At 35.2% G+C, this 17,039-nt stretch carries 15 protein-coding genes; 12 read left to right on the top strand and 3 right to left on the bottom strand.

Going from position 1 to position 17,039, the window contains the following annotated elements; genetic code table 11:
- Positions 1–169: 169 nt before the first annotated feature.
- Positions 170–1,969 (bottom strand): oleate hydratase, encoded by a 1,800-nt coding sequence (locus ATN92_RS16725; RefSeq protein ID WP_056954162.1) that lies wholly within the window; start codon positions 1,967–1,969, stop codon positions 170–172.
- Between the two features lie 132 nt (positions 1,970–2,101).
- Positions 2,102–2,656: a TetR/AcrR family transcriptional regulator gene (locus tag ATN92_RS16730; protein ID WP_056954164.1), complete on the bottom strand. Its 555-nt coding sequence runs from the start codon at positions 2,654–2,656 to the stop codon at positions 2,102–2,104.
- Between the two features lie 164 nt (positions 2,657–2,820).
- On the opposite strand from ATN92_RS16730, the gene ATN92_RS16735 reads away from it, so the two are divergent.
- From ATN92_RS16735 to ATN92_RS16745, 3 genes are read left to right on the top strand one after another with little or no spacing between them, the layout of a single operon-like run.
- Positions 2,821–5,190 carry an ATP-dependent DNA helicase gene (locus ATN92_RS16735; RefSeq protein ID WP_056954166.1) on the top strand — a complete coding sequence of 790 codons (2,370 nt, stop codon included), beginning with the start codon at positions 2,821–2,823 and terminating at the stop codon, positions 5,188–5,190.
- Positions 5,180–5,896 carry a hypothetical protein gene (locus tag ATN92_RS16740; RefSeq protein ID WP_056954168.1) on the top strand — a complete coding sequence of 239 codons (717 nt, stop codon included), beginning with the start codon at positions 5,180–5,182 and terminating at the stop codon, positions 5,894–5,896. The genes ATN92_RS16735 and ATN92_RS16740 overlap by 11 nt, the downstream gene beginning before the upstream one ends.
- Positions 5,893–6,828, top strand: coding sequence for a sce7725 family protein (locus tag ATN92_RS16745; protein WP_087721257.1), 936 nt, complete (start codon positions 5,893–5,895; stop codon positions 6,826–6,828). Before ATN92_RS16740 ends, ATN92_RS16745 begins: the two co-directional genes overlap by 4 nt.
- A 27-nt stretch (positions 6,829–6,855) precedes the next feature.
- Here the strand turns inward: ATN92_RS16745 and ATN92_RS16750 are convergent, their stop codons facing one another.
- On the bottom strand, positions 6,856–7,719 hold the full coding sequence (locus ATN92_RS16750; RefSeq protein WP_056954169.1) for an NAD(P)-dependent oxidoreductase: 864 nt from the start codon (positions 7,717–7,719) through the stop codon (positions 6,856–6,858).
- A 146-nt stretch (positions 7,720–7,865) separates the two neighbouring features.
- On the opposite strand from ATN92_RS16750, the gene ATN92_RS16755 reads away from it, so the two are divergent.
- The 9 genes from ATN92_RS16755 to ATN92_RS16795 all read left to right on the top strand — a co-directional run bounded on the left by ATN92_RS16755 (position 7,866) and on the right by ATN92_RS16795 (position 17,038).
- On the top strand, positions 7,866–8,717 hold the full coding sequence (locus ATN92_RS16755) for a YitT family protein (protein WP_056954172.1): 852 nt from the start codon (positions 7,866–7,868) through the stop codon (positions 8,715–8,717).
- Between the two features lie 104 nt (positions 8,718–8,821).
- Positions 8,822–9,409, top strand: a complete 588-nt coding sequence (locus tag ATN92_RS16760; RefSeq protein ID WP_056954174.1) for an NAD(P)H-dependent oxidoreductase — start codon at positions 8,822–8,824, stop codon at positions 9,407–9,409.
- Between the two features lie 197 nt (positions 9,410–9,606).
- A complete protein-coding gene (locus tag ATN92_RS16765; protein ID WP_056954176.1) occupies positions 9,607–11,484 on the top strand; it encodes an LTA synthase family protein in 1,878 nt (625 codons plus the stop codon).
- Between the two features lie 436 nt (positions 11,485–11,920).
- Positions 11,921–13,027, top strand: coding sequence for a DMT family transporter (locus tag ATN92_RS16770; RefSeq protein ID WP_056954180.1), 1,107 nt, complete (start codon positions 11,921–11,923; stop codon positions 13,025–13,027).
- 107 nt (positions 13,028–13,134) lie between these two features.
- Positions 13,135–14,052, top strand: coding sequence for an aldo/keto reductase (locus ATN92_RS16775; protein ID WP_056954182.1), 918 nt, complete (start codon positions 13,135–13,137; stop codon positions 14,050–14,052).
- A 29-nt stretch (positions 14,053–14,081) separates the two neighbouring features.
- Positions 14,082–14,675 (top strand): NAD-dependent epimerase/dehydratase family protein, encoded by a 594-nt coding sequence (locus ATN92_RS16780; RefSeq protein WP_056954184.1) that lies wholly within the window; start codon positions 14,082–14,084, stop codon positions 14,673–14,675.
- A gap of 157 nt (positions 14,676–14,832) precedes the next feature.
- Complete coding sequence (locus ATN92_RS16785; RefSeq protein WP_087721258.1) at positions 14,833–15,708, top strand: ABC transporter ATP-binding protein; 876 nt, start codon at positions 14,833–14,835, stop codon at positions 15,706–15,708.
- A 1-nt stretch (position 15,709) separates the two neighbouring features.
- A complete protein-coding gene (locus ATN92_RS16790; protein WP_056954188.1) occupies positions 15,710–16,567 on the top strand; it encodes an ABC transporter permease in 858 nt (285 codons plus the stop codon).
- Positions 16,568–16,579: 12 nt separating this feature from the next.
- Positions 16,580–17,038, top strand: a complete 459-nt coding sequence (locus tag ATN92_RS16795) for a LytTR family DNA-binding domain-containing protein (RefSeq protein ID WP_056954190.1) — start codon at positions 16,580–16,582, stop codon at positions 17,036–17,038.
- Position 17,039 lies beyond the last annotated feature (1 nt).

The following is a 17,039-nucleotide window of genomic DNA, read 5'->3' on the forward strand; positions in this document are numbered from 1 at the left end:
TTTTTCCAGACTAAAAAGTATTTTGACTGTCCTGTTTAAGAAGAATTATTTGATCTAATATCCTCTATGTCTAAAAATTTTAAAGTGATTTAATCCAATCCAAATTCCAATGAAAACCAAAATAACCAGTAACTCAAAATCGAGTTACTGGCTATTTGCTTGTTAGATTTTATTTACTGTGTGGTGCTTTGGGATGCAAGATTGATTCCTTATATGGTACGGTCTTGTCGCGTCCAAGGTACATCGTATAATATGGTGGAATATTATTTACGTAGTGTAATAGTTCTTGAGTCACAGCAGGGAGTTGATCCGGAGTTAATTGTGGCAACATATCAGGTGTAATCTTACCCTTGATACCGTTGAAACGTTTAACTCTTTCTAGCAAGTATCTGATGTCGTATCTTGAAGGGTTAACTTCAAGAACATCTTTATCAACATCAAGTAGTTCATAGACGCTTTCTAGACCAGTTCTAACTGAAGTTTCAACGGTGAAGACAACATCGTCATCAACTTCAACGAATTGACCTAAGAAGGCTAGGTTAGTACAGCCATCAGGAACCACTTTAGGACGATCGCCTAATTTACGTGGCATGAATTGACTAGTTGCGTAAGGCATCATAGCTGTTGACATGTAAGTATGTTTTAGAACTTCGTCTTTGATGTCCAACATACCTAGATGATAAAGAAGTTCAGTCATGATTTCGTCACCGGTACAATCCCACATGCGTTTCTTGATGTAATTACCGACGTTTTCGCCGTAGAGACCATAGCCCCAACCAACTTCTTCATCGTCAGCTTGGTAAGGGAAGAATGGTTTGTGGTGAATTTCAAATGACATGTCCCAATTTGAATCTTTGAAAGTCATTAAACCACCAGTACCGGCTTTGCTTCCGGATAACTCTTCAATACGTCTGAAGAATTCAGGATAGCCTTTGACAGTTGGGAAGAAGGAAATCCACTTTGTTTGGTCGATCTGACCTAAGAATTTATCGGGATGTCCAAATTTATCATCCTTCTTGGCTAGATTCTTCCAAATAGTGAAAGTACCCATATCTTCAGTATCAGTATTTGTTTTGGCAACAGTATTATTATCACCGAAGCAACTATTTTCACTGATAGAACCGCTAGTAACGAAGACTAAGTCTTTGTTGCTTACGGGAATAGTGACATCTTGGCCGTTTTGATGAGCAAGAATTGCTTGAACAGTATCATTCTTTGTATCAAGAGTTAGGTCGTAAACAGAGAAATTATTTACAAAGTGAACTCCATGATCAATCAACCATCTTTCAATAGGTAAAATAATTGCGTCATATTCGTTATATTTAGTATGAATGAAACCTTCAAGATATTCGTGACGGTTGATGAAAGTAAATCTTTGCCAATAACGACGACATTCGATGGCACTGTGATAGTGTTTGAAGGCTAGTTGACTGTGGAAGCAAGTCCAGAAATTAGTCTTGAAGAAATCTTTATCGAAGAATTCATCGATTCGTTTATCAGCTAATTCTTCTTCAGTTGAAGAAACAATTTTAACCATAGCGGTAACGTAACGTTGAGGCATCTTGTAATTATGATATTGTCCGTCAATTTCTCCTTGGTTAACGATAACTCTGGCTTCAGTATGAATTGGTTCATCACGGTTAAAATCAACGACATCATCAAGAACAGTTCTGCCTTCATTTTCAAGTGAAGGAATCTTGCCGCAGAGATACCAGAGACATTCCATATAAGGTTCTAGTTCACGTTCGGCACGGCAAAGGTAACCTTCATTACCTTTAGTACCGTCCATAGAACCACCCATAACAGGCTTTTTCTCGTAAATGGTAATGTTACGAGCTGGCATTTTAGCGTCATCAATTAAGAATGCTGCTGTTGCCAATCCGGCGATTCCTCCACCAATGATATTAGATTTGCGGTCATCAATACCGGCTGGTTTATGAGGATGATACATTGTTTTATAAATGTTCATTGTTGTTGCCTTCTTTCGAAAATGTCAAAGGAACTTCGTCCTTGCATTCAAGATAAAATAAACTCCGGGAATGAACAATTGACAAAAAAATAGAAGTGTAAATATTATTTACACTTCCCAATATCTGTAAACTTATTTAGCGTATTTATTCAAAGCTTTTTTAAAATCACCATGAATCAGGACACCAATCTGCTCAACGATTTCTTCAGGATCATCTTTCATATCATCACGAATCCATTCAAAAATTATGGCGATGAAGGCAAGACTATAGAAATGAGCAATAAAATCCTTATGGTTTTGTGAAACGGACATACCTTCAGCCTGTTTTTCGACAATTTGAATGATATATCCGTAAAGGACATCATAGATATATTTTTCCATCAAATCACGATAAATCGAATGGTAAACATTTTGAGCAATGGTTTTGTTCTCTTTGATCTTGATCATGATATTGCAAAAACCTTCTTGCCAATTATCGTAATCAGAAGCTTTGTCCAGATATTTTTTAGCATTTTGACAGGCAGAGTATTCCACCAGTGCATAAATATCGGAGAAATGGTTATAAAAAGTTTGTCTGGTTAAACCACATTCAGAGACAATGTCTTTGACAGTGATTTTATCAACTGATTTGCTTTCTAAAAGATTATTGAGTGAATCAATTAAGACATCTTCGGTACTAATTTGCATGAAATACATCCCCAACTGAATTAATAATATTAATTATATGATTTTTTAATTGTAAAAAGTAGCTGAGTAGTTGGCACTAATGATTGAAAGTTTACAAAAATTGTCTACAGACAAAATCGAACGTATGTTTTACAATGTTAAATAGTAATTTGAGGAGGTAGTCTATGGCGACCAAAATTGGAATTCGACAGTTAGTTGAGTTCGTACTACGTAGTGGTGATTTAATGGAAAATAAAAATAGTCAAAATACGGCTCAAAACGGTTCCCGAATTCACCGTAGACTACAAAAAACACGTTCGAGAAATGCTGACTATGAAAGTGAATTTTATTTAAAGACGGAAGTAACTATGAATGATACTGAGTATGTCATTTCAGGACGTGCTGATGGTATTACGACAACTGATAAGAGTATTTTAATTGAAGAAATCAAAACATCAGATCAACTATTTGATGAATTGAGCGACAATACTTTGGAACTATATTGGGGTCAGGTTAAAGTTTATGGCTACATTATTTTGAAAGAACATCCAGAGTTAGAACATGTTAATTTACGATTGACTTATTTTCAAGTCAGCACCGAGACAATTACGAGTGATGACAAGACTTTTGAGCGTGACGAATTAAATGAATTTTTTCAAAATTTAATAGATGAATACGAATATTGGCTAGTCTTACGAGCTAAATTACGTAAAACCCGTAATCAATCGATTCAACAAATGCCTTTCCCATTTGATAGGTTCCGTGCTGGTCAACATGAATTAGCAGCGGCCGTTTATAAAACTGTTTATTATCAAAAGCGTCTCTTTGTTGAAGCACCAACTGGCACAGGTAAAACAATCTCTACTTTATTTCCAGCTATTAAATCGATGGGAGAAGAAAAGATCCAACGATTGTTTTATTTAACGGCCAAGCAGAGTACTAGACGAGTTGCCGAAGAAACAATAGCTTTGATGTCCAAAAAAGGACTTCAATTGAAGAGTATTACCTTAACTGCCAAAGACAAAATACGTTTTAAGGAACAAGATGTACCACCGGAAAAGGATCCATATATGATTGGTTACTATGACCGATTAAAACCAGCTCTAGCCGATTTATTAACCAACGAAGATGCAATTACCCGTGAGGTTGTGGAAAAGTATGCTAGAAAGCACACAGTTGACCCATTCGAGTTTTCACTGGATGCCTCGTTATTTTGTGATGTCATTATTTGTGATTACAATTATTTATTCGATCCGTTAGTCTATCTACAACGTTTCTTTATCGAAAAGGACACAGATAATTTCTTCCTAATTGATGAAGCCCATAATTTGGTCAGTCGTTCACGTTCAATGTATTCAGCGGAGGTAAGTGATTTTAAGATTTCTTCATTATTGAGAGTGGCTAAAAAGATTGAAACCAAAACCAGTAAGGATTTTCAAAAGCAGTTAAAAAAAGTCCGACGTGTTTTCAATCAAATCAAGAAACAATTACAAACGGATGATTTGGAAGAAAAAATAACTTCAGATGCCCCAGATGAATTGTTAAAAGTTCTAGGTAAGTTTGATGACTTTATGGGTGAATGGATGCAAGATCAGAAACCATCTGATTTTTTAGATAGTGCTAAGGATTATTTCTTTGATTGTCTGACCTTTGTCAAAATTGGAGCGTTGTATAACGATACTTATAAGACACGTATTGTAATTGAAAATAAACATCTTGTCGTTAAACAATTGTGCCTTGACCCAAGTCATTTTATTGATCAATCGTTGGATCTTGGATTGGGAGCAGTGTTGTTCTCCGCCACATTATCACCAATGGACTACTATCAAAGTGTTTTAGGTGGAAGTGATAACAGTTTGGCCTATCAGTTGCCATCACCGTTTCCGATAGATCATCAAGCTATTTTGATAACGCAGTATATTCAGACGACTTATCGACAACGAGAATTCAATCAAGAGAGGATTGTCGAGAGCTTGAAAACTTTAGTCGATAGTAAAAAAGGTAATTATTTATTCTTCTTTCCTTCATATGGGTATTTAGAACAGGTGAAGACTAGTTTTGAAAAAAGTTATCCACATGTTAATACAATTGCCCAGACATCAGAGATGGATAGTATAACTCGACAAGAATTTTTGGATCAATTCGATAATGCCACGGAGGAAACTTTGGTTGGTTTTTGTGTTTTAGGTGGTATTTTCTCTGAAGGAATTGATTTAAGAGGCGATAAATTAATCGGTGTTGCCATCGTCAGTGTCGGTTTACCAGGATTAAGTGCTGAGAATAATTTGATTAGAGATTACTATGATAATAAAAATGGACATGGATTTGAGTATGCATATCAGATGCCAGGGATGAATAATGTTTTACAGGCCGCGGGGCGTTTGATCAGAAGTAGCCATGATAAAGGGATTGTTTTATTGGTAGATCAAAGATTTGGCGGTATGCGCTACACTAGATTTTTTCCACAGCATTGGCAAAATTATCATCGTATTTCATCGTTGCAACAATTAACAGGTACAGTGGATAACTTTTGGAAGGAACAAGATGAAAACTAAGTTAACTAAGGATTTAGAGAGTACGCTTTATCAATATTGTAAAGAACAGGGCTCATACGTTGTTGAAGAAGTTTCGATGCCAGATGATAAAGGTATCGTTGATACTTTGAGTTATCAACAATTGCGGGATGGTCAGATTGAGTGGCGTTGCTATGAATTGAAAGTAACGAAATCTGATTTTCACTCCAAGGCTAAATTGTCTTTTATCGGTAATTACAATTATTTCGTTTTGCCTCAGAAACTATTCGAAGAAGTGGCTGATGAAATTCCCAGTCACATTGGAGTTTTGATCTATCGGGCCTTTGATAAAAAAGCCATGGAAGCTTCGCCTCAGACTCTAGTGGCACCAGGATTCTTGACGGTTGCTAAGAAGGCTCAATTCCAAGAACTACAAGTTGATGAAAAACAACTGACAAGCCATTTTGTGGCCTCATTATTTAGAGAAGTCGATAAGGCTAAGAAAGTGGAGAAGGGATTGCAGTTATATTCTGAGGATAGGCTCTATAAGGAATTGAAGAAACGTCAAAAAGCCGGTTATGATGTCTATAATCCTGATAACAATCTTTATGATCGCTTTATTGAAGAAATACAGAATGATGCTGTAACGGCGTTACAAGATGAACTTGACGCAAGAAATGCGGAATATCAAGAATTGAAATTTCAACTACAAAAATTACAGCAACCGAATTTGGAGGATAAAATATGACCTATTATCCTTATTTTCGTGGTCGAATGTACGATCTACTTGCTTTGAAGGAATTATGTGAAGAGGGTTGGTTTAATTCACAGATTGTTCCAATAATTGAACCGGTTCGTGATTCTAAAGAGCTACAGAAGACAGTCCAAACCTTTATCGATAAAAAACAGTCATTCAGTGTAATTGCTAATCCACAGGTCAGCGTATATGGTTTGAATGATACGAAACTTTATCCACTGCCAGATGTGTACAACTTAGATTTTTATGTGCCGAGTGCAATTTTGGCAGCAGACTTTCGAAGTGACTTCATTGAAACTTTACCCCAGCAAAAATCAATCTTGATTGTTAATAATTATGAGCTGTTTAAAGTTTATCGTGATACTACCGTTTTAAAAAAGGTGGATAAAGTGTTAATTCCCAATGTTGCAAGAATGCATAAGATTATTGGAGCCAAGGCTGCTAGTTTAACTGATCCATTTACTTTTCATCATCATGTGGAGGACTACGATCAATTGGATGATGAATTTTTTGAAGGTCCAGACTGGTATCAACAGGTAGACGGATTCAAGGGCTTCGGTGATTATTCAATGCTAGGTCATATCTATTTTGATAAAGGTATGCCATCACGAGCAATTGCAATTCATATTATCTATGTGACGACGGATGGAAGTTTACGCGTGCATCATTTTGTATCTGACAGTAATGAGTCTATGCGTGGACAAAAGCAAAAATTCTTTGAGGCCATGAATAAATTGGAACCTTGGGTCCATAAAAATATTAATGGGCTTAATTTGACCCCTGCACTAGAAACACTATTAGAATATGGTCATGGAGATAAGTTTCCTGGTCTAGGTGTCATAAAAAAACTTTCAATTAAGCATCATTTGGAATTGATGAGTCGTTTATCTGAATATACTAAAAAATCCAGTAGCTCAATTTGAGTTACTGGATTTGTATTTTGATTTATTTTACCACCAAAGTTTGATAAGTCCTTGAGTACCGTCATTACCCAAATCCTTATCATCAACTAGTGTCTCGTATAATTTCTTAGCCTGCTTAGTAGCAGGAAGGTCAAGTTTCATTTTCTCACTTTCATCGAGTGCAATTCTTAAATCTTTAAGGAAATGTTTGGAATAAAATCCTGGTTTAAAATCGCCATTCAAAATACGGGGTCCATAGTTTTCCAAACTCCAATTGTCACCACTGCCGCCTTCAACGGTTTTCAAAACTGATTGCAGATCGAGACCAGCTGCCTTGGCATAAACAAACATTTCTGTTAGACCGGTCATAGTACCGGCAATCATGATTTGGTTAGCCATTTTAGCATGTTGACCAGCACCGTAAGGTCCGAAGTGGTGATTAGCTTTACCGATAATTTCAAAAATAGGAAGAAGTGTTTGGTAAGCTTCTTTAGAACCACCGACCATAATAGTTAATTTACCATCACGGGCACCAACGTCACCACCAGAGACAGGAGCATCTAAGGCTTGGACACCGATTGCTTCAGCTTTTTCACCAATTTTTTTAGCAAGTGTTGGTGTACTAGTTGTCATATCGACGATAATTTTACCAGCTGATAAACCAGCGAAGATACCGTTGTCTTTGAAGTAGACATCTTCAACATCTTGAGGGAAACCTACCATAGAAAAGATTATGTCGGCACTTTCAGCCACGTCTTTAGGATCAGCGTACCAGTTAGCACCTTGTTTAATTAGAGGTTCAGCTTTTGATTTTGTTCTTGTATAAATATCAACAGCATAGCCTGCTTTTAATAAATTGTTTATAACGCCACTACCCATGACGCCAGTACCAATGAAGCCAATTTTTTGCATTATTATATCCTCCAATCATTGCTTTAATTATAATATATACAAAAAAATTGTCAGTAATGATACATTTGAACTGTTTTATGTATGATGAGGTTTGCTATAATTCATATGATATGAATATATATTTACAGAAAAAGGAGGGGGATTTCATGAAATTTATTAGAGACTATTATAAAAGTATTTTTGCAGCTCTTTTCTATGGAATTACCTCGGCTCTAGGAATTCAGTTATTGCTACAGCCGGCAAAGCTTTATACCAGTGGTGTGACTGGTGCGGCACAGTTAATCGTTAACTTGCTCAATGAATTTGCACAAACAAGTACGCCAGTTTACTTCTGGTATGCCTTATTAAATTTACCATTAGTGATTTTGGCTTGGTTTAAGTTAGGTAAGAAATTTACGATTTTGTCGATTATTTCTATCGTTTCGGCATCGTTATTCATCTTAATTGTTCCATTGCATCCATTGACTAAAGACCCATTATTATCAGCTGTGTTTGGTGGTATTTTATCTGGATCAGGTATTGGACTTTGCTTCCGTTATGGATTTTCAACTGGTGGAACAGATATTATTGCTTTGATCGTGCAAAGAAGTACTGGTAGAACTGTTGGACAAGTCAGCTTTGCAGTTAATGCGATTATTATTACGATTGCTGGTTTTACGTTCGGCTGGGAACTAGCATTATATACAATCATTTCAATTTATATTACCAATATGGTAATTGACAAAATGTATATTCAACAACAAAAGATTACCGTTACAGTTTACACACATAAAATTGATCAGATTTCTCAAGAATTACTCAAATCACTCAATCGTGGTTTGACGCTGGATTATCACTTGAAGGGTGCTTATTCTGGTGAAGAAATTGGTTCTATCACAATGGTTCTAACGAAGTATCAATTATTCTTCGCAAAGAAAATTATTTTGGACGTTGATCCCAATGCATTTATTAATATCCAACCTACAATGTCTATTGCTGGTAAGTTCAACGACAATTAATACACTAAATCAAATTAGAAAATAAATTTAAGCATGAATTGATATCATAAATTTCCTCAAAGATAATATACTGAAACCAACGATTCATGAGGAGATTTTAGATTATGAAAACAATTATTTATACTCATCCGAATGCTAGTAGTTTCAATCATGAGATTCTAAATACATTGTCGAATTATTTTTGCCGAAATGATGAAGAATTTGAAGTGATTGACTTGTATGCGGACAAATTCAATCCAATTCTCTCTGCGGAAGGCTTGAAAACATACAGTCAAGGGCAAACTAGTGATGAACTGGTGAAAAAATATCAACGTCGGATAAATAATTCTAATGAACTGATTTTTATTTTTCCTATTTGGTGGCATAATGTACCAGCCATGTTAAAGGGATTTTTCGACCGTGTCATGTTGAATGGCTTTGCCTATGATGAAAGTAATGGTTGGAAGGGGTTATTAACGCAGATAGAGAAAGTCACAGTTGTAACTACTTCAACCACAACAAAGGATTATTTGATAAATAATTGTGGTGATCCAATTCAATCAGTTTTTATTAAGCGGACACTAGCCGATATTGGACTAAATCCTAAGAATACGACTTGGATTCACTTTGGTCAGGTTAATGTAACAACTGATGAGAATCGTCAAAAGTTTTTGATTAATTTAATTGAAGAATACGAAGATGCAAATTCATAAATTGAATTTGCACTTTTTTGTACCCAAACTACTATAATTTAATTTTAAAATTATGCTTAATTATTAAACTAAATAAAAATTAAAAAGTATAACGAATAAACTTTTTTAGAAATTAATGAATGATAAACCTAGATATTAACGGAATTTGGTTTAATATATTAATTATATTAAGGGATATTAATGAGGACGTTTTACTAATGCAAAAAAAAATTAACATATTGGGGATAGTGCAGTTTATATTCATTATTGCATCGGCCTTTTTGGTCGGTTTTATTTTGAATTACGCTCAAACGGGCGATATTGTCTTTTCCAAGCAAATTGTTTTTCAATCGAATCTAAATACTTACTTATTGACGGTGTTGATCTTGTTTTTCATCTATTTAGGTTTGTATGGTTTATGTAACCGCTTCTTCTATGCATCGGCCATCTTCTACGTGTTTTTTGCTATTTACGCAGTTGCTGATCGTTTAAAAGTTAATTATCGTTCAGAACCGATTTTACCTAGTGATTTGAGTCTTTTGAAGAATGTCAAAGGTCTCTTATCGATGGTTACGCCAAAGATAGTTATCTTCATGGTGATTCTATTAATAATCTTGATAGCAGCCGCTATCTTGTTAGAACACTTCTTAGGCAAGCATACGTTGCGTTTCAATTATATTGTCAGATTGATTTTTATTGCTTTAGCAGCTATCAGTATTGGTAGTTTCTATACAGCTAGTGACAATAATTCATTCACTTACAAAGTTCTAGCTAAGGCTGGTTATACTAACTATGCTTCTAACATCAACCAATCAGCTAACAGCAATGGACCAATGTTGACTTTCTTGGGTAACATGTATGTTGATGTAATGGATAAGCCTAAAGGCTATAGCAAGCAAAAGATGGAAAAACTAGTTAAAAAATATCAAGGTGTTGCGGACGATATTAACCAAGATCGTTCTAATAATAATTTGAGTAAGCAAACTTTGATCTTTGTTTTGAGTGAGAGTTTCTCGAATCCAAATCGAGTTCCTGGTGTGAAACTCAATCAAGATCCAATTCCTAACATTGAGAAAATCAAAGAGAATACCACTTCTGGTTTAATGATGAGTTCTGGCTATGGTGGGGGAACGGCCAACATGGAATACATGACTTTAACAGGTCTAGCCATGAACCAATTCTCGGATTCTTTGCAATCACCTTATACGCAGCTGGTTAATAAGCAAGAAAATCCAATCAACATTTCCAATAGTTTTAAGACGAGTGCTGCTATTCATCCATTCCATGGTAATTTCTATAATCGTAATTCAGTTTATAAGAATTTTGGAATTCAATCGTTTAGAAATCTTGATACTGCTAAAACAGAGCCTTTGAAGTATGCTGACACATTGCCAGAAATGGAATATGTCAGTGATGAGTCAGCTTATAAAGATACTTTGTGGCAGATTAATCAGGCTAAAGGTGGACAATTCATTAATTTAGTTACAATGCAAAACCACATGCCTTATACCAACAATTACACTAACAATCCCTTCAAGGCTAGTGGTTCTGGTGTTACTGATAGTTCACGTACACAAATCGAGAACTTTGCCAAAAGCATTAATACGACTGACAATTCAACTAAAGAATTTTTAGCAGAGTTGGATAAAGTAAATAAACCAATTACGGTTGTTTGGTATGGTGATCATTTACCAGGTATTTATGATGGCGTTGATATTTATAAATACAATGTTGAAGAACATCAAACAGACTACTTTGTTTACAGTAATAAGTATGCTAGAGATCATGGTGAGGGTACAACTAAGTTAGATGATGCTACCAAAGTAACTGATCCTAATGGATTCATTCCACTAGCTTTGGAACAAATGGATCAGAAGGTAACGCCTTACTATGCATTGTTAACAAAGGTTCAACAAGATGCTCCAGCTATGGCTAAGAGTATTGATGAAGGTACTAATAATTTGTATGTAAATCAAGATAGTAAGAGTGTTGATAAATTAACTAAGAAGCAACAAAAGATTATTGATGATTATCGAATGGTTCAGTATGATTTGACTGCTGGTAAGGGTTATTCTCGAAATGTTATTAATAAGTAGTTTTTAGAAAGGGGAAGCTTTTGGAGCTTCTCTTTTTTTGTTGGGGGGTTCTCTTTAGTAAGATAACCATGGTTCTATGCAATATAGTGGAAACGAGCTACGCAGGGGCAGTCTCCTGTGGTTTGCTACAGAACTGAAATCATCCGCAAGTTCAGCGGCTAATTCCAATTCTTAGGCAAATCCTCAGAGCCTGAGCGCCCCTGCTTTGCTCTCTATTGAAACGAGCTACGCAGGGGGAGTCTCCTGTGGTTTGCTACAGTACTGAAATTGCCCGTATAGTGCACGGTCGATTCCAGTACTTAGGCAAATCCTCGTGGGTTGAGCACCCTTGCTTCGCTCTCTTTTTTTTGACTGGAAACACTTTCATTCAAATAGACCCCAAAATCAGGAGTACACTTAGAATATTGACTTACAAAAATGGGGATGAAATTAAGTTTTGAATTTAAAGAGTTTCTTTTATATATTGATACCAACTTTTCTTTTCAGTTCTATGGAAATTGCCTTGAAGATTGCCGGTGGGCAATTTAATCCAATTGAATTGAACTTTGTCAGATTCTTGATTGGTGGTTTGGCTCTTTTGCCTTTCACTATGATGTACATTAGAAAGCACAGTGTCAGATTATCTAGATCTGATTTTGGACGTATTGCTCTAACTGGTTTTGTTATTGTGGTTTTGAGTATGACGTTGTATCAATTATCTATCGGGATGGCTACTGCTTCTGTTATCGCTATTATGTTGAGTGCTAATCCTATCTTTGGTTTGATTATTGGTTTCGTGTTCTTAAAAGAAAAATTATCTAGAACTAATGTCTTGGCTCTAGTTTTGACTTTGATCGGTCTTTTGATCATTATTAATCCATTCCACTTGAGTGGTGCTATGGGTATCATGTTAGGATTGCTTTCATCAATTCTTTTCGGTGTTTACGGTGTTATGTCACGTGTTAATGGTGGCAAAATTGGTTTAAATGGTCTTTCAATGACTTGCTTATCATTCTTATTTGGTTCAGCTGAATTGGGTGTTTTGATGGGTCTAAGTCACTTACCAATTGCTCAAAATATTCCAAATAACTATTCTGAATTTGTTAATATTCCTTTCTTCAAGGGAATTACTTTACAAACACTACCGTTGATTCTTTACATTTCTGTTTTGGTTACTGGTGTAGCTTTTGGATTGTACTTCCTTTCAATGGAAAAAGTTGGTATTCTTCAAGCTTCATTGATTTTCTTAGTCAAACCAGCTTTGGCTCCTGTTCTAGCATTGATTGTTTTAGGCGAGGCTATGAAGGTTAACACTATTATTGGTATTGTCGTTATCTTACTTGGTTCATTCGTTACTCTTATGGGTGAAAAGATTGCTTACAAGGTTATGGCTATTTTCAGACGTAATAATCCTGAAGCACACCAAGAAGTCGATGAATTGGCTAAGGTTAAAGAAGAACTTGAAAATGGTGAACTTGCTAAACGTGGACGTGCTACTGAAGAAGCAGTTCGTCAATCAATTGAAGAAAAACGTCAAGCACATGAATTACCATCTGAAAATTAAAATACTTATTTATTAAAAATAAGATTACGAATTAGACGTAATCTTATTTTTTTGGCATAATTGAGCTATTATAAAGGTAACGGTTTCAAAAATAGTGAGGTGAACGTATGACTGATTTAGTAAAGATTGGTAACACGGATGTAGTAAGTAAAAAATTAGGCTTGGGGACAAATAAAGTCGGTGGCCATAATATTTTTACTGGTTTAAAAGATGAAGACGGTTATGCGGTAGTTAAAGAAGCTATTGAAAGTGGAATCACTACTTTGGATACAGCCTACATGTACGGTTTAGGGCGTTCAGAGGAAATTATCGGTGATGTCATTCAAGATTATGACCGCAGTAAATTGGTTATCGCTACAAAGGCGGCTCAAGATTCTAGTAATAATAAAGTTGATAATAGTCCAGAATTCTTGAAGAAGTCTGTCGATGAAGCATTAAAACGATTAAAAACAGACTATATTGATATTTTTTATATTCATTTTCCAGATGAAAAGACACCTAAGGATCAAGCCGTAAGAGCTTTGAATGAACTCAAAAAGAGTGGCAAAATCAGAGCTATTGGTGTTTCTAATTTTTCATTGGATCAAATCAAAGAAGCCAATAAGGATGGTTACGTTGATATTGTTGAGGATAATTACAGCTTGTTACATCGTGATGCTGAAAAAGAATTATTCCCATATTTGAAGGAAAACAAAATTTCCTTTGTTCCATATTTCCCACTAGCGTCGGGCTTATTGACTGGGAAATATAGATTCAGCGACAGCGATAAGTTTAGTCAATACAGTCGTGAAAAATTTGGTGATATTATCACTTCATTGGAGATTGTGGAGAAGATTGCGGACAGATATGAAGCAACCGTCGCCCAAGTTATTTTAGCTTGGTACATGCAAAACCCTAATATTTCGATCGTAATTCCAGGAGCTAGAAAACCGGAACAAGTTGATCAAAACGTTAAGTCATTAGATATCAAACTGAGTGATAAAGATTATCACATGATTGACGAAGCTTTTATGGATGTTGAATAGCTTTGAATTAATTGAAAGAGGGATAAATTATGACTAAGAAAGCAGTTATTTTAGGAGCAAATGGATTTGCAGGTAAGGAGTTTGCCCAACAACTTTTGGAAGACGATTATACAGTTACAAGTATTTCTAGAACTGGAGAACCAGTTGGTAATGACTCATGGCACAGCAAGGTTGATTGGAAGATTGGGAATGCTTTATCTAAAGGATTTTGGACACAATATTTGAAAGATGCCGATGTTGTTATTGATACAATCGGTGAGTGGCATGAAGATCCTAACGAGAACCTTACTTTTGAAAAAGTTAACTATGAGAGTGCTTTGAATATCGCCGATGCCGCAGAAGAAAACAATGTTCCTGTCTTTGTTTACTTCTCAGTTGATGACATTCCTAATGCCAATAAGAGATACATCCAAACAAAACGTGATGCCGAAGACGATTTAAAGAAACGCAATTTCAGAAGTGTTATCTTGAGACCAGCAACAATGGTATCTGATGAAGAAGCCGTTGATAGCAACGAACCACACAGAAGTCTACCTGTCAGCATGGTTGTTTTGGCAGCTCTTGATGCTGTTGATAATGCTAAAGAGAACGTTACTTTAGGTGTTGAAGATATCGATCAATAATAAATTTAAATGCCAACAAGCAAATCAAATAGATTTGCTTGTTTTTTTATCCTTAAAAATCAACATCTTAACAACCAATTTTGACCACTTATCGAAAAATTAAACCATGATAAAAAAGTCCTGGCTATAATGACTTCACTCAACAAAGGAGGTCAAAATTATGTTTTTACAAGTTCAAAATCTTACTAAAAAATTCAATCATAAAACGGTTGTTAAGAATATTAATTTATCAATCAAAAAAGGAGATTTAGTAGCCTTCTTGGGACCTAATGGGGCAGGAAAATCGACTACGATCAATATGTTGATTGGAATTATTCAACCAACTGAAGGGCGGATATCTTTAAACGGATTTACTCCTCAAGAGAAGGTATATCGTCAAAAGATTGGTGTTGTTTTTCAAGAGAGCATTTTAGATGATGATTTGACAGTCAGACAAAATTTAATGATCCGTCGGGGTTTGTATCCACATTTAAGTCGTAATCTCGATTATTGGATTGAAAAATTTGCGCTACAAAAAATTATTGATCAGAAATATCGAACTTTGTCTGGAGGTCAGAAGCGACGAGTCGATATTGTACGTGCATTACTGCATGAACCAGAGGTTTTATTTCTTGATGAGCCAACAACAGGTTTGGATATTCAAACGCGAGAATTAATCTGGCAGGTTCTTAATGAATTACGTCGAGAAATGAATTTGACCATAATTTTGACAACACATTATCTAGAAGAAGCCGAGGAAGCAGATTTTGTTTATGTAATTGATCATGGTGAAATTATTGCATCGGATTCTGTGGAGAATTTGAAATGTAAATATGCTCAGAATCGTTTAACAATGAAGGTTAGATCAAAGAATGTTCAATTACCAGGAAAATATCAATACCAGTGGGATGGAAATAAAATTTCTATATCCGTATCAACATCGGATTGCTTAGAAATTCTGAGTCAGTTATCTGATCAAATAGTCAGTTTTGATTATCGACAAGGCAATATGGATGATATCTTTTTGAATCTGACAGGGAGAGAGGTCGAATAGGATGAAAAGTTTAATTGAGCGTAATTTAAGATTGTTCTTCTCTAGTAAAGGTAAAGTTTTCTTCTCGTTATTGGGAGCATTGATTTCATTTGTACTCTATTTAATTTTTTTAAGACAGAATATGCAAGAAAGTTGGTCAGCAATTAAAGATTCAAAAAGAATATTAGATTATTGGTTGATAGGTGGAACTTTGACAGTCACGGCAATAACCACTACCGGAGGTGCGATGAACAATTTAGTTAGTGACCGTGAAAGTAATCGATTAGCTGATTTAGTTTTAACTGATACCTCCTACACTAAAATTACGTTATCCTATCTATTAAGTGCTTGGATAATTGGTTTTATTATGCAAGGTTTTATGTACGCCATCATGCAAGTTTATTTCATGATTCAGGACAAGATAAGTTTTGATGGAATAGTTTTTCTAAAGTTATTAGGATTGATGATTTTAAGTAGTTTGTTGTGGTCGGCAATCAATCTCTTGATTTTTACTTTTGTGAAGACCTCTGATACCTTTGGAAAAATCAATACGATTATTGGAACTGCAGCCGGATTCTTTGCGGGAGTTTATTTTCCTATCGGAGCCATGCCTACTTTTGCTAAATCGTTGATTAAATTAACACCAGCTCCATATAATGCTGCAATTTATCGACAGGTAATGATGAATAAAGAACTGAATCATGCATTAAAAGGATTACCTGTGGATAAAATTTTGAATTTCAAAAAATCAATGGGAATCATCATTGGCAAAGGATTTTCCACGGAGACATTTAACATGGGAATAACTTTTGTAATTGTGATTGTCCTAATTCTTGGATTTTACCGATATAATAAAAATGTAGTTCTAAATAAAGTTTAATTAGGAAAACTCATGAAAATAGAAATTAATTATCAACAAAAAGATGACATGCCGGTGGACAAAGCTAAAGTAACTGTTGAGGCACAAAGTTTTTCTGGTGACGTCCAAAATTTGATGAAAACAATTGATAATTTGGATAATCATACTGATGTCGTACCATTAGCGGTAGATGATCGTGTTGTTATGATTCAATTAGATGAGATTATCGCGATTGAAGTATACAAAAATGAATTAACGGTTTATACACAAATAAAGGCGTATAAATTAAGAGGAAAATTGAAAGAAATGTATCAACGTCTGAATAATGGTGACTTTATCCAGATTTCTAAAAGCGCCGTGATAAATCTGAATCATTTGAGTTCATTGGAAGCGTCGTTTTCGGGTAATATGCTAGCTTTTATGGATAATGATGAAAAATTAACCGTTAGTCGTAAATATTTAACACAATTAAAAGAAAGCTTGGGGATGTAAG

The sequence above is a fragment of the Companilactobacillus bobalius genome (genome assembly GCF_009764355.1).